This window comes from Methylomagnum ishizawai, assembly GCF_900155475.1.
GTDB classification, from domain to species: domain Bacteria; phylum Pseudomonadota; class Gammaproteobacteria; order Methylococcales; family Methylococcaceae; genus Methylomagnum; species Methylomagnum ishizawai_A.
Map to the genome: position 1 here is coordinate 3713384 of NZ_FXAM01000001.1, position 12802 is coordinate 3726185.

13 protein-coding genes are annotated in these 12802 nt (G+C 63.9%); 9 read left to right on the forward strand and 4 right to left on the reverse strand.

All coding sequences use genetic code 11. From position 1 onward, the window contains the following. Positions 1-146: 146 nt before the first annotated feature. On the reverse strand, positions 147-2057 hold the full coding sequence (gene htpG / locus B9N93_RS16570) for a molecular chaperone HtpG (protein ID WP_085215359.1): 1911 nt from the start codon (positions 2055-2057) through the stop codon (positions 147-149). A 321-nt stretch (positions 2058-2378) separates the two neighbouring features. On the opposite strand from htpG, the gene motA reads away from it, so the two are divergent. The 5 genes from motA to B9N93_RS16590 all read left to right on the forward strand — a co-directional run bounded on the left by motA (position 2379) and on the right by B9N93_RS16590 (position 5767). Continuing rightward, the gene (gene motA / locus B9N93_RS16575; protein WP_085215360.1) at positions 2379-3233 is read left to right on the forward strand and encodes a flagellar motor stator protein MotA; all 855 of its coding nucleotides are present in this window, start codon (positions 2379-2381) and stop codon (positions 3231-3233) included. 24 nt (positions 3234-3257) lie between these two features. Further along, positions 3258-4262: a flagellar motor protein MotB gene (gene motB / locus B9N93_RS16580; RefSeq protein ID WP_085215361.1), complete on the forward strand. Its 1005-nt coding sequence runs from the start codon at positions 3258-3260 to the stop codon at positions 4260-4262. After that, a complete protein-coding gene (locus B9N93_RS26420) occupies positions 4247-4381 on the forward strand; it encodes a hypothetical protein (RefSeq protein ID WP_254899414.1) in 135 nt (44 codons plus the stop codon). Before motB ends, B9N93_RS26420 begins: the two co-directional genes overlap by 16 nt. Positions 4382-4386: 5 nt before the next feature. Next, on the forward strand, positions 4387-5139 hold the full coding sequence (locus B9N93_RS16585; protein WP_085215362.1) for a hypothetical protein: 753 nt from the start codon (positions 4387-4389) through the stop codon (positions 5137-5139). A gap of 205 nt (positions 5140-5344) precedes the next feature. Beyond that, the gene (locus B9N93_RS16590) at positions 5345-5767 is read left to right on the forward strand and encodes a hypothetical protein (protein WP_085215363.1); all 423 of its coding nucleotides are present in this window, start codon (positions 5345-5347) and stop codon (positions 5765-5767) included. A 51-nt stretch (positions 5768-5818) separates the two neighbouring features. Here the strand turns inward: B9N93_RS16590 and B9N93_RS16595 are convergent, their stop codons facing one another. Both B9N93_RS16595 and B9N93_RS16600 read right to left on the reverse strand, forming a co-directional pair. Continuing rightward, complete coding sequence (locus tag B9N93_RS16595) at positions 5819-6835, reverse strand: NAD(P)/FAD-dependent oxidoreductase (RefSeq protein WP_085215364.1); 1017 nt, start codon at positions 6833-6835, stop codon at positions 5819-5821. A 56-nt stretch (positions 6836-6891) separates the two neighbouring features. Beyond that, entirely contained in the window at positions 6892-7908 is a 1017-nt protein-coding gene (locus tag B9N93_RS16600) for a tryptophan--tRNA ligase (protein WP_085215365.1), read from the reverse strand. Between the two features lie 225 nt (positions 7909-8133). Here B9N93_RS16600 and B9N93_RS16605 point away from each other — a divergent pair, with 225 nt between their 5' ends. The 4 genes from B9N93_RS16605 to B9N93_RS16620 all read left to right on the forward strand — a co-directional run bounded on the left by B9N93_RS16605 (position 8134) and on the right by B9N93_RS16620 (position 11014). Further along, positions 8134-9666 carry an FAD-binding oxidoreductase gene (locus B9N93_RS16605; protein ID WP_176225296.1) on the forward strand — a complete coding sequence of 511 codons (1533 nt, stop codon included), beginning with the start codon at positions 8134-8136 and terminating at the stop codon, positions 9664-9666. Between the two features lie 80 nt (positions 9667-9746). Next, positions 9747-10052 carry a PilZ domain-containing protein gene (locus B9N93_RS16610; protein WP_176225297.1) on the forward strand — a complete coding sequence of 102 codons (306 nt, stop codon included), beginning with the start codon at positions 9747-9749 and terminating at the stop codon, positions 10050-10052. A gap of 93 nt (positions 10053-10145) precedes the next feature. Next, a complete protein-coding gene (locus tag B9N93_RS16615; protein ID WP_085215368.1) occupies positions 10146-10550 on the forward strand; it encodes a 6-pyruvoyl trahydropterin synthase family protein in 405 nt (134 codons plus the stop codon). After that, on the forward strand, positions 10550-11014 hold the full coding sequence (locus tag B9N93_RS16620; protein WP_085215369.1) for a DUF1249 domain-containing protein: 465 nt from the start codon (positions 10550-10552) through the stop codon (positions 11012-11014). Before B9N93_RS16615 ends, B9N93_RS16620 begins: the two co-directional genes overlap by 1 nt. A gap of 21 nt (positions 11015-11035) precedes the next feature. Here the strand turns inward: B9N93_RS16620 and B9N93_RS16625 are convergent, their stop codons facing one another. Next, entirely contained in the window at positions 11036-12757 is a 1722-nt protein-coding gene (locus B9N93_RS16625; RefSeq protein ID WP_176225298.1) for an ATP-binding SpoIIE family protein phosphatase, read from the reverse strand. Between the last annotated feature and the right edge of the window lie 45 nt (positions 12758-12802).

The window sequence follows — 12802 nt, forward strand, 5'->3', positions numbered from 1 at the left end:
CGCCCCGCCCGATGAGACCGGCGGATGGGCGGGCGGGTTCCTGACTCGCGTGCTTGGTTTTCCGCTACGGCCCCCAAAACAAAAGGGCGGCCCCAGTTCCCCAGGCCCGCCCTCCCAAAACGGCTCAAAGCCCTAAAGGCCGCCGCTTAACTCCCTTGCAACAGCGCATTCAGCCGCTTCACGAACGCCGCCGGGTCTTCCAACTGCGCCCCTTCGCTCAACACGGCCTGATCGTACAGGACGTGGGCCAAGTCCCCGAACTTAACATCGTCCGGCTCGAATTTCAGCCGCACCACCAAGGGATGATCCGGGTTGATCTCGAAGATCGGCTTGCTGTTCGGCACGCCACCGCCCTGCCCCACCGATTTCATGATGCGTTCCATGGTGCGGCTCATGCCGTAGGTGTCGCTGACCAAGCAGGCCGGGGAATCGGTCAGCCGCGCCGACACCTTCACCTCAGCCACCTTGTCGCCCAGTACCCTCTTGATACGCTCGATCAAGGGTTCCAGTTCCTTGCTGGCTTCCTCGACATGCTGCTTGTCGGACTCGTCGGCCAAGCTGCCCAGGTCCAGATCGCCCTTCGCCACCGATTGCAGTGGCTTGCCTTCGTACTCGGTGAGATAGCCCACCAGCCAATCGTCCACCCGGTCGCTCAACAGCAGGACTTCCAGCCCCTTCTTGCGGAGGAGTTCCAAATGCGGGCTGTTCTTGGCGGCGACGTGGCTCTCGGCAGTGATGAAATAAATCTTGTCCTGGCCTTCCTTCATCCGCGCGATATAGTCGTCCAGCGACACCGTCTGCTCGGAGCTATCGGTGTGGGTGGAGGCGAACCGCATCAGCTTGGCGATACGCTCGCGATTCTTGAAATCCTCGATAGGGCCTTCCTTGAACGCTTGCCCGAATTCCTTCCAGAAGGTGGTGTATTTCTCGGGTTCGTTCTTGGCGAGGTCTTCCAACAAGCCCAGCACCTTTTTCACCGCGCCGGAGCGGATTTTTTCCAAGAGCTTGTCTTCTTGCAGGATTTCGCGGGAGACATTCAGCGGCAGGGAATCGGAATCGATCACGCCGCGCACGAAGCGCAGATAGCGCGGCATCAGCTTCTCCGAACCCTCCATGATGAACACCTTGCGCACGTACAGCTTGACGCCGTGCTTGGTGTCGCGATCCCACAGGTCGAACGGGGCGCGGGCCGGGAGATACAGCAACAAGGTATATTCGTTGTTGCCCTCGACCCGGCTGTGCAAACGCGCCAGCGGCTCCTGGAAATCGTGGGAGACGTGCTTGTAGAACTCGGTGTACTGCTCGTCGGTGATGTCGTCCTTGTTCTTCGCCCACAGGGCCGAGGCGCTGTTGACGGTCTCCCATTCGATGGTCTTTTCCGCTTCGCCTGCTTCCTCGCCATAGCTCTCCTTGAGCATCACGATGGGCAGGGAAATATGGTCGGAGAACTTGCGGATGATCGAGCGCAGCTTCCAGCCGTCGAGGAAGTCGTCCTCGCCCTCGCGGAGGTGCAAGGTGATCTGGGTGCCGCGCTCGGGCTTGTCGATGGATTCCAGGGTGAAATCGCCCTCGCCCGCCGATTCCCAGCGCACGCCGTGGGCGGCGGGTTCGCCGGCCTTGCGGGTTTCCAGCGTGACCTTGTCGGCGACGATGAAGGAGGAATAGAAGCCCACGCCGAACTGGCCGATGAGCTGGCTGTCCTTGGCCTGGTCGCCGGTCAGCGCCTCGAAGAAATGGCGGGTACCGGAACGGGCGATGGTGCCGATGTTGTCGCGCACCTCGTCGCGGGTCATGCCGATGCCGTTATCGGTGATGGTGAGGGTGCGGGCGCCCTGGTCGAACTCGACCCGGATTTTCAGCTCGGCATCGCCCTCGTACAGGCCATCGTCGCCTAACGCGGTGAAACGTAGCTTGTCCGCCGCATCGGAACCGTTGGAGATCAGTTCGCGCAGAAAGATTTCCTTGTTGCTGTACAAGGAATGGATCATCAAATGCAGGATTTGCTTGACTTCGGCCTCGAAGCCCAAAGTAACCTTGGTGTCGGCGACTGCTGTCATAGTCTCGATAGTCCTCACGGGAAGTGGATGGGAGGGGACAAGGCGGCGCTCCCCGCCGTCGGGGCATTCGGGGCGCAAGCGCCGCCTTCATGGAAATTCCGCGTTTCCCATATTGGGCCGGACACCCTCCTTTTCAAGTGTTCCACGGCGGCGGCGCGGGTCCGCCCAGGCTTCACAAACCCTGCCAAGTGCTACCTTTAGAAGCATAGCCGCCGGGCCAAGCGGACCCTGGAGTCCAAAGCAAGCTTTGGACTCCAAGTTTTGTCAACGCCCTAGATCGGGGGGCGCGGCACAACCCAAGTACCTACAAGAGTACCCATCATGTTCGTCATCATCGGTTATGTCATCGTCATCGGCGCCGTCCTAGGCGGGTTCATCATGGCCGGGGGGCACCTCGGGGTGCTGATGCAGATCAACGAGGTCATCATCATCTTCGGCGCGGCAGGCGGCGCGTTCGTGGTCTCCAACAGCCCCAAGGTGCTGAAAGCCACGGTGGGCGCGGTGATCGGCAGCCTCAAAGGCTCCAAGTACAACCAGGCCTTCTACCTGGAAACCCTGACCCTGCTCTATAAGGTCTTCCTCAAAATCCGCCAGAACGGCCTCCTGTCCATCGAGGGCGACGTGGAAAACCCCGGCCAAAGCGAGGTGTTCAAATCCGCGCCCCTGGTGCTGGCCGACCACCACGCGGTCGAGTTCATCACCGACTACCTCCGGCTGATGTCCAGCGGCAGCCTGGATGTCCACCAGATCGAGAACCTGATGGACCTCGACATCGAAACCCACCACGAGGAAGGCCACGTCCCCATCTCGGCCCTGCAAAAGCTGGCCGACGGCATGCCCGCCTTCGGCATCGTGGCGGCGGTGATGGGCGTGGTGCATACCATGGAATCGGTGGGCATCCCGCCCGCCGAACTCGGCAAACTGATCGCGGCGGCCCTGGTCGGCACCTTCCTCGGCATCCTGATCTCCTACGGCTTCATCGGCCCCCTGGCCAACCTGATGGAACAGCAATTGGGCGAATCCACCAAGTATTACATCAGCATCAAGGCCGGTTTGATCGCCTCCATGAGCGGCTACGCCCCGCCCACGGCGGTGGAGTTCGCCCGCAAAGTGATGTACTCCACCGAAAGGCCGGAATTCAGCGAACTGGAATCCCACCTCAAGAGCAGCAAATAACCGCGCCCCGCCGGAGCCGCCGCCATGGCCGAGAACCAACCCATCATCGTCAAGAAGGTCAAGAAGGGCGGACACGGCCACCACGGCGGCGCTTGGAAACTGGCCTACGCCGATTTCGTCACCGCGATGATGGCGTTCTTCCTGCTCATGTGGCTGCTGGGCACCACCGATCCCTCCTACCGGCAAGGCATCGCCGAATATTTCAAAGACCCCTGGAAACCCTCGGTCGCGGGCGGGGCCAATACCGGCGACGCCACCAGCATCATCAAGGGTGGCGGCGAAGACCTCACCCAATCCGAAGGCCAGGTGAAACTGACCAACAAGGGCAAGCAGGACATCACCGCCGAGGCCGGGGAATCGGAGGAGGCGCAGAACGAGAAGGACTTGGAGCGCAAGGACCAAGCCCAGCTCGAAGCCCTGGAGCAGAAGATCGAAAACATGATCGAAACCGACCCCCTGCTGCTGCCCTATGAAAACCAATTGCAGATCGACATCACCGAGGACGGCCTGCGCATCCAGATCATCGACGAGGAAGGCCGGCCGATGTTCGAATCGGCCAGCGCCCGGATGGCGGGCTACGCCGCGCAAATCCTCCACGAGATCGCCCCGGTCATCAACGAACTGCCCAACAAGATCAGCATCGCCGGCCACACCGACGCCAAGCCCTTCCCCGGCGGCGGCCAGGGCTATAGCAACTGGGAACTGTCCGCCGACAGGGCCAACTCCGCCCGCAAGGAATTGATCCGCGGCGGACTCAAGGAAGACAAGATGATGCGGGTGGTGGGCTTGTCGTCCAGCGTGCCCCTGGTGAAGGACGATTCTTTGCACGCCACCAACCGCCGCATCTCGATCACGGTGATGAACAAGCACACCGCCGACGAAATCACCGAGGGCGATGGCAGCATGAATGTCTCGGCCCAAAAGCCCCTGAACATGCAGGCGCTCGAAGCCGCCAAGGAGGCCGCCAAAGCCGCCGCCCATCCCCCCCGCCGCCGCCGCCCGCGCCCAAGGGCGTGCCCGGCACGCTGACCGGCGGCGGCAAGTCCAGCCTGGCGAAGCCGGGCATCATTCCGGGCACGCTGACCGGGCGGCAAAGCGGCGCACCGCCGCCCGCGCCCACCGCCCCGGCCCATCCACCAGACCATTGAACGGCATGGACGCAGCGCTCTGGATCAAGGTCGTCCTGGCACAGTTCGTCGCGGCGGGATCGGTCGCGCTGGCGCTCAAGGCCGGGCTGCTGACGGGAATCGGGACGACCACGCCCGCGCTGGCCGGACTCGATGGCCTGCTGGCCTTGGGGCTGAGCTGGGCCTGGCGCTTGCCGGTGTGGTGGCGGTGGATACAAGGCGGGTTCGTGCCCGCCCTGGCGGCGGCGGCGGCTGGGCTGCACGCGCCGCCATGGGTCTGGCTGGCGGGTTTCGCGCTGTTGTGGCTGGTGTTCCGGGGCGCTCCGGGCGGGCGGGTGCCGCTCTATCTCAGCAATTCCACCACCTGGGACGCGCTGGCCGGGCTGCTACCGAAAAAGCGGGCCTTCGCCTTGGTCGATCTGGGTTGCGGCCTGGGCGGCGGTTTGGCGCGACTGGCCCGGCGCTTCCCGAATGGTGTGTTCCAAGGCGTGGAGTCGGCCCCGCTGCCTTGCCTATGGGCTTGGCTCCGGGCGCGGGGCCGGGCCAATCTCCGTATCCGCTGGGGCGATTTGTGGAGCGAGGATTTGGGCCGGTACGACGTGGTCTACGCCTTCCTGTCGCCCGAGCCCATGCCGGAACTCTGGCTCAAGGCCCGGCGCGAAATGCGGACGGGTTCGCTCTTGGTCAGCAATAGCTTCGAGGTGCCGGGTTGGGTGCCCGACCACGTCCTCACCCTGGACGATGGGCGGCGGACGCGGTTGCTGATCTGGCGGATGTAATCTCCCGGCCTGTCCCCGCCCGCTACCACAGCTCGCGCTTGCGCCACAAGCCCAATCGCACACACCTTTTCACATCAAGTTCGCGCATTATTCGCCTAGGATAATCCAGGGCGAGGAATATAGTAATGATCAACGCCGCCGCCATCGGGCCAGCGGTGGGAATACCCCCTATTTCCGCCCGATCATTTTGCGCGAGGATATTACCATGAATCAATCCACCCTATTCCGCTCGCTGCTGGGTTTGGGACTATTGCTGAGCGCTTCGGCTGCTTTCGCCGCAACACCGGTCGGGCTGTGGGAAATCCGCTCTTACCGGGAATCCGGCCTCAATTTCGGAACGGTGAACCAAGTGTGTTATCTCACCAACGGCACTTGGTATTCCCTGAGCTTCCCCGGTGCCAATGGCGAATGGTTTCAAAAAGGCGACCGCATCCGCTCGACGGCCTTCTCTCCCCAAAATGGCTGGAACCACGCCCTATTCGGCCAGTTCGCGAGCAATACCCTATTCACCGGGGAATATATCGGCTTTTTGAACAACCCGGCCACCCAACATCCAGATACCACGGAAAAAGGTAATTTCACAGCCGCTTTCATAAGCCGGATATGCCCGCCGAACCCCGCGCCTTAAACCACAACCAGGCCATCCGCGACCTGTGCCGGGCGCGGATGGCCTGGGCGCTCAGAACAAATACGGATGCGCCGCCGTGAACCCATGCACCTTGGCGCGGGGCTTGAACGTGGGCGGCAGCCAAGGCTCCGCCGTCTTGCCCGCGAGGTATTGCGCCAGCCACAACGCCTGCTGGCGGATCGGCATGACATAGGCATAAATCCGCCCGTCGGCGCATTCGACCGCATCGCCCAGGGCGTGGATATCCGGGTCTAGGGTGCGGAGGAACGCATCGACCCGGATGCCCCGATTCACCGGAAGACCCGCCGCCTGCGCCAGGGCGGTGCGCGGCTTGAAACCACAGGCGACCACGATGCCGTGGAAACCGCCTTCCGACCCATCCGCCAATTTCACCGCGTAATGCGCCCCGTCGCGCTCGAAACCCTGCACGGCGGCATCCAGCCGCACCTCGATCCCCATTCCCGTCAGCACCTGGAGCAAAGTGGCCGAATCCGCCTCGACCAATTGCCGCTCCATCAACCTCGGGAGGGCATGGAACAGCGTCACCGCATCGCCCGCCTTGGCGAGATCGGAACCCGCCTCGCAGCCGATCAAACCACCACCCACCACCGCCCAACGCGGGGTTTCGCCCCGCGTCAGAATAGCGGCCCGCTCGCGACGCAGCCCGATCAAATCGTCCAGGCTGTTCACCACCCGGAAATCCCCGAAAGCCCGGAACGGCGGCGGAACCAGGGCGTCCGAGCCGGTAGCCAGCACCAGCTTGTCGTAGCCCAGGCTGAATTCCTCGCCAGCGCGGCGGCATCGCACGGTCTTGGCGGCACGGTCCACAGCCAGCGCCTCGACCGGGGTCAAGATTTCGATACCGGCTTTCCGCAAGTCCTCGAAGGATTTGAGGATGATCTTGGTTTCCACATCGTCCCGCGAGAAGCCATGGGACAGCATGGGGCGGGAGTAGTAGCCGTGGGTTTCCTGGGTCAGCACGGTGATGGCGCTGTCGGGGCTATGTTTCTTGAGTTCCTCGGCGAAGGTGATGCCGGCCATGCCGGAGCCGATGATGAGGGTGTGCATGGGGAGTCCTCTATGGAAAGCCTGGAAACGGGGAAACGCGGGATTTTCCGGCGGGTTCAGCGCGACAACGGCCTAATCCCCACACTCGCCCGCACCTTCTTCATCAAGGGCGCACTATATTCCCGCGCCTTGGCCGCGCCTTCCTGCAACACCTCCTCGATCTTCTCCGGCGCTTCCATCAGAGCATCGTAGCGCTCCCGCGCCGCTTTCAAATGCTCGTTCAGGTACTCGAACAACACGCCCTTCATCTCGCCCCAACCGATGCCTTCTTCATAACGGCGGCGGATGGCGGCGGTCTCCTCCGGGGTGGCGAAGGCTTTGTAGATACTATAGAGCGTGCAGGTATCCGGGTCTTTGGGGACGCCCGGTTCCAGGGAGTTGGTCTTGATCTTGTTGATGAGCTTACGGAACGGTTTTTCCGCCAGGAAGATCGGGATGACATTGTCGTAGCTCTTACTCATCTTGCGGCCATCCAGCCCCGACAAAGTGGCGGTGTCCTCGCTAATGACCGCTTCCGGCAACACGAAATGCTCGCCATAGAGATGGTTGAAGCGGCCCGCGATATCCCGCGCCATCTCGATATGCTGCACCTGGTCCCGGCCCACCGGCACCTTGTGGGCGTTGAACATCAAGATATCCGCCGCCATCAGCACCGGATAATTGAAAAGGCCCATGGTCACGCCCTTGTCGGGGTCGCCTTCGCCGGAATCCTCGTTGGCCTGCACCGCCGCCTTGTAGGCATGGGCGCGGTTCATCAAGCCCTTGGCGGTGACGCAATTCAGCATCCAGGCCAGTTCGGCGATTTCCGGCACGTCCGACTGGCGGTAGAACACCGCGTTGGCGGTATCCAGCCCCAGCGCCAGCCAGGTGGCGGCGATTTCCAGGGTGGAGCGGTTCACCCGCTCCGGATCCTGGCATTTGATGAGGGCGTGGTAATCGGCCAGGAAATAGAACGGCAGCACATCGTGGCGGCGGCTGGCCTCGATGGCCGGGCGGATCGCGCCGACATAGTTGCCGAGATGGGGCGTGCCGGTGGTGGTGATGCCGGTCAGGACGATGGATTGGCTGCTCATGGGATTCAAGGGGTTGGGATAAACAAGGGGGCGCAATATGACATAAAGCCCCCGCCTTGCCAAACCTCGTCCCAGAGTATCCGTTCCCCCCTTTGGACTTGGCTCCGGCATGATGCGCCGCCACGCAATTTCGCTAGACTATAACCCGCCATTCACAGTAAGCCGCCCCGCCAACCTGGGGTAAGCCATATGCTCAATCAGAACAACACCACGAGAGCGCATGACATGAACCATCATCCCAACGAAGACGCCCTGGCCGGGCCGATCATTCCCCCGATGGCGATGAGCCGCCGCAATTTCCTGGGCGTGGGGACCACCCTGCTCGGTGGACTCTGGGCCGAACGGGTGTTCCCCGAAACAGCAGATCAAGCCACCCTCCCGCCCAAGGCATGGCGCGACTTGGCGCTCCGCCTGCAAGGCCGCTTGCTGCGGCCCGGTCAACCCGGCTTTTCCAGCTTGGCCTTGCCGAACAACCTGCGCTATGCCTCGATCCTGCCAGAAGCCATCGCCATCTGCGCCAGCACCGGGGACATCGCCCAATGCCTGCGTTGGTGCGCCGACCACGGGATACCGCTGGTCGCCCGCGGCGGTGGACATTCCTACGCGGGTTATTCGTGTACCTCGGGGCTCATGATCAATCTGTCGGCGATCAACCGGGTCAGCTACGACAAGGCGAGTGGCCGGGTCACGGTGGGCGGGGGCGCGCTCAATGGGGCGCTCTATTCGGCGCTGCAAGCGGTGGGGCGCTCCGTCACCCATGGCCGCTGCCCCACGGTCGGGGCCGGGGGCTTCCTGTTGGGTGGCGGTATCGGCTTCGATATGCGGGCCAACGGCGTCGGCAGCGACAAGGTGGTTTCCACCGAGATCGTCCTGGCCGACGGCTCCCTGGTGACGGCCAGCGCCACCCAGAACCCGGACCTGTTCTGGGCCTGCCGCGGCGGGGCCGGCGGCAATTTCGGCATCAACACCGCGTTCACCTTGGACACCTTCGCCATCGACCGGGTCGCGGTGTTCTCGCTGCAATGGAGCGCGGTGTCCGACGACTTCATCGCCACGCTGTTCCAGACTTTGGAAGCGGCCCCGCGCGGCCTGGGATCGCGGGTCGGCCTCGCGCCGGGCCTGGACGCGGCCAGCGGGGCGCGGGGCATCGATGTGACCCTATTGGGACAGTTCAATGGCTCCGTGGACGAGTTGCGGGATATCCTCCAACCCGTTTTCCTGATGGCGACACCCACCCACCAAATCATCGACCGCATGCACTACTGGACGGGACAGAGCTATATCGTCGATCCCGAAGGGGCCAGCCACTATCAGGAACGCTCGCGCTTCGTCAACGGCGGGTTTCCGGAAGCCGCCATTCCCGTCATCCGCGCCTGGCTGCGGCGCTGGAACCTCGCGGAGGGCAGCGGGCTCATCAAGTTTTTCCAGACCGGCGGCGCGGTCAACGACCCCTCGGCGGACGCCAGCGCCTTCGTGCATCGCTCCAGCCAATGGCTGGCCGCCATCGGCATCCAATGGCAGGGCGACCAATCCGCCGCGGAACAGCAGTGGATGCACCGCTGGCAGGATGGCTTCTACCGGGAAATCACGCCCCTGGCGGGTGGCGGCGCGTTCCAGAACTTCGTCGATCCGTCGCTGGAAAATTGGGAAACCGCCTATTACGGGACCAACCTACCCCGGCTGCGGAAAATCAAGGCCCGCGTCGATCCCACCAACCTGTTCCATTTCCCTCAATCCATCCCGCCCGCCCAAGCCTGACGGCCCTGGTGGGCCCGCCGGTCATGGGCATCCGCTACACACTTTCGTTTACAATGTCCCACCGAACCCGAGGAGCCCCCATGTTGGACTACGAAGAAAAGCGCGACTTCATCCGGATGCAGGCCGAGTGCAAAATGCGGTACCGGCTGGCCGGGGAGGAAACTTATACCGACGGCCAATGCCTTAACCTCAGCGGCTCCGGCATCCTGTTCCAGGGTCCGAAGCCGTTGGAAGCGGGCAAGGCGGCGGAAGTCCACCTCGTCCCCGACCATAAGATCACCCCACCCCTGACCGCCTATCTCGAAGTGGTGCGTTGCGAAAAGGACGGGGACGCCGATGGGCTATACCGCATCGCCGGGGCGATCAAGGGCATCAAGGACGAATGAAACATCCCCTGTCCGCCCAAGCCCGACAGGAATACCGCCATCACCGGCCCGAACCCATCCCGCCCGGCCCCGTCCGGGCGGTCTTAGACGAAGATGTTCACGATCACCAAAGAAGTCTATTTCTGCTACGGCCACCGCCTGATGCGGCATCCGGGCAAATGCCGCCATTTGCACGGCCATAGCGTCAAGGCCGCCATCACGGTCCAAGCCGCCGGATTGAACGAACAGGGCATGGTCTGCGATTTCGCCGATATCGCCCGCATCGCCTCCGACTATATCGACCGCGAACTCGACCACAACCTCCTCTTGCACCGCGACGACCCGCTGGTCCCGCTGCTGGCCGCGGCCGGCGAGCGCTACTCGCTGCTGGACGAGCATCCCACGGCGGAATACCTCGCCCAACTCATCTACCGCCACGCCCAAAGCCAGGGACTCGCGGTCGCCAGCGTGACCCTATGGGAAACCGCCAGCGCCTGCGCCACCTACTCCGAACCCTGATGAGCGCCTTCCACCCCCTGGACAAGGCGTTCTGGCTGCACCAGGTCTGCGAGTCCAACTACCAAAAGCTCTCCGACCTCATCCCCGGCCTCGCCGGGATCGAGGCGTCCGCCACCGCCCTGGCCGGGGGCAAACCCGCCTTGCACCTGCATGTGCTGAAACGCTCCCGCTATACCCTGCTGCTGGAACTGACCCACGCCTTCGCCCCTGGCCAGGGCATGGCGCTGGAACCCAAGGTCAGGATCAGGGTCTGCCTGGACGCCAAGACCGCCGAGGCGCTGTGCGACACCGACCATCCTTCGGTTTGGGACGCGCTGGAGGCCGCGCCCAGCCCGCGCCGGGTGTTGGATTACAAATGGGGGCTGAATTATTTCCTGGCCCGCTGGCTGGACCATTGTTTGTCCAACGACTACCGCTTCGGCGGGGCGCGGGCCGGCCACGGAGCCTGCTTGGCGGTACCGTGACGGCACGGCCCGGTGCCCGGCTCACCAGCGGTAGACCGCTCGCACCCGGTTCCCCGTCCCCAGGAACTCCACCGACTCGCACAAATCCTCGACCAAGCCGATGCCCCGCCCACCGTGGGGCGGGGATTGGCGGGAACCACGCCGCCAGCGCTCGTAATCGAAGCCCGGTCCGTCATCCTCGATACCGATTTCAAGCCATCCGCCATCGGCGTCCGACCGGGCCGCGAGGCTGATATGGATGCGTCCACGCTCTAGCCCGGTTAGGCGCTCGCGCCGCTCGCGGAAATAGCGGGCGAACCCTTCCGGGTCCGCCTTGATTCGCGCTTCCAGCCGCAGCACCCCATGGTCCAGGGCGTTGCTGAACAACTCCGATAAGATGGTGAACACGGGCTGGCGGCACACTCTCAAGCCTTGCAGATCGACCAGGGTATCCACCAGCAAGGGCACCACGTCCAGGCGCTTGAGAGCGGAAGCGCCCAGTTCCAATTCCCAATGCCAATCGACCACCGGGACCACCGTCGGGCCGAGCGCGGACGGGACCGCGTCCCTGCGGGCCGTGCCGGCGACGGGCGGGTCCAGCGCGGACCGGCCACAGGGAATCAGCGCCAAGGTGAGATCGTCCTCCTGCGGCGCATCGGCGGTAAAGCGGTCCAACCCGTCCACCAAGCGTCCGAACGCACCCACGCTCCCGCCCCCCATCAAACAGGACCAGACCCGCTGCTCGCCGAAGCATTCCCCCTGGGCGTCGCGGGCCTCGACGATACCATCGGTCATGACCACGATCTGGTCGCCCGGATCGACCGCGACCCAGCGCAATTCGCACGGCCCGATTTCGTCCAATATCCCCAGGGGGATCGAGGACGAAGGCACGCGCTCCTTGAGGCTCCCCGCCGCCCCGCCCAGCACCAGCACATCGGGCAGGCCGCTGTTGCGGATACCGGCCCAACGGCCCTCCCCATCCAGGCAGACCAGCGCCGCCGCCAGGAACATGCCGGTGGGCAGGGTACGCCGCAGCTTGCGGTTGATCTCGACCAGGATTTCGGCGGGCGCGAAGCCCTTGGCGGTCATACCGCGGAACACATCCGCCGCCGGCAAAGCCCCGATGGCCGCCGCCAGCCCATGTCCGGTGAAATCCCCCACCAACACATGCAAGGCACCGGAAGGGCTGCGCTCGACCAAGAGGATATCGCCGCTGAAAACCGAGGCCGGGCGCTGTAGGCCGTGGATCGCGGCGAGTTGGGCGGGATCGGCCAGGGCAGTCTTGGCGTAGACCTGCCGGGCCAGTTCCTGTTTGAAGATCAATTCTTCCTGCTGGGCGCGGGCGGTACGACACAGCCGCGCCACCCGCCCGAACACGGCGAGCTTGGCCCGGAGTTGCACTGGATCGACCGGCTTGGCGAGGAAATCGTCCACGTCCGCGCCCTCGTCCCGGTCCACCTCCATCCGGCCAACCAGTTCGTGCGCCTCGACCGGGGTGGCGAGGACAATCACCGGCACGAAGCACCCGCCCGCCGCCGCCTTAATGCGCCGGGCCACCGCATAGCAATCCCGGCCCAGGGGGGCGGCATCCATGAAGACGATATTGGGGACGGACCACCGCAACGCTTCGAGAGCGGCTTCGCCGGAACACGCCTCGACCACCACGAAACCCCGCGCCGCCAAGCCGGCCACCAACGGACGGACACCGGACGGGTCGTCATGCAACACCAGCGCCTTGCCACCGTCTGCCATCCGGGGGTTCATCGGAACGGATCGTGTCATGGATCGCCTCGCATTTTCTTGTTCATC

Bases quoted from the DNA above. Each gene is read 5' to 3' on its own strand.
- htpG (WP_085215359.1), bottom strand. From the start codon at position 2,057: ATGACAGCAGTCGCCGACACCAAGGTTACTTTGGGCTTCGAGGCCGAA.
- motA (WP_085215360.1), top strand. From the start codon at position 2,379: ATGTTCGTCATCATCGGTTATGTCATCGTCATCGGCGCCGTCCTAGGC.
- motB (WP_085215361.1), top strand. From the start codon at position 3,258: ATGGCCGAGAACCAACCCATCATCGTCAAGAAGGTCAAGAAGGGCGGA.
- B9N93_RS16585 (WP_085215362.1), top strand. From the start codon at position 4,387: ATGGACGCAGCGCTCTGGATCAAGGTCGTCCTGGCACAGTTCGTCGCG.
- B9N93_RS16590 (WP_085215363.1), top strand. From the start codon at position 5,345: ATGAATCAATCCACCCTATTCCGCTCGCTGCTGGGTTTGGGACTATTG.
- B9N93_RS16595 (WP_085215364.1), bottom strand. From the start codon at position 6,835: ATGCACACCCTCATCATCGGCTCCGGCATGGCCGGCATCACCTTCGCC.
- B9N93_RS16600 (WP_085215365.1), bottom strand. From the start codon at position 7,908: ATGAGCAGCCAATCCATCGTCCTGACCGGCATCACCACCACCGGCACG.
- B9N93_RS16605 (WP_176225296.1), top strand. From the start codon at position 8,134: ATGAACCATCATCCCAACGAAGACGCCCTGGCCGGGCCGATCATTCCC.
- B9N93_RS16610 (WP_176225297.1), top strand. From the start codon at position 9,747: ATGTTGGACTACGAAGAAAAGCGCGACTTCATCCGGATGCAGGCCGAG.
- B9N93_RS16615 (WP_085215368.1), top strand. From the start codon at position 10,146: ATGTTCACGATCACCAAAGAAGTCTATTTCTGCTACGGCCACCGCCTG.
- B9N93_RS16620 (WP_085215369.1), top strand. From the start codon at position 10,550: ATGAGCGCCTTCCACCCCCTGGACAAGGCGTTCTGGCTGCACCAGGTC.
- B9N93_RS16625 (WP_176225298.1), bottom strand. From the start codon at position 12,757: ATGAACCCCCGGATGGCAGACGGTGGCAAGGCGCTGGTGTTGCATGAC.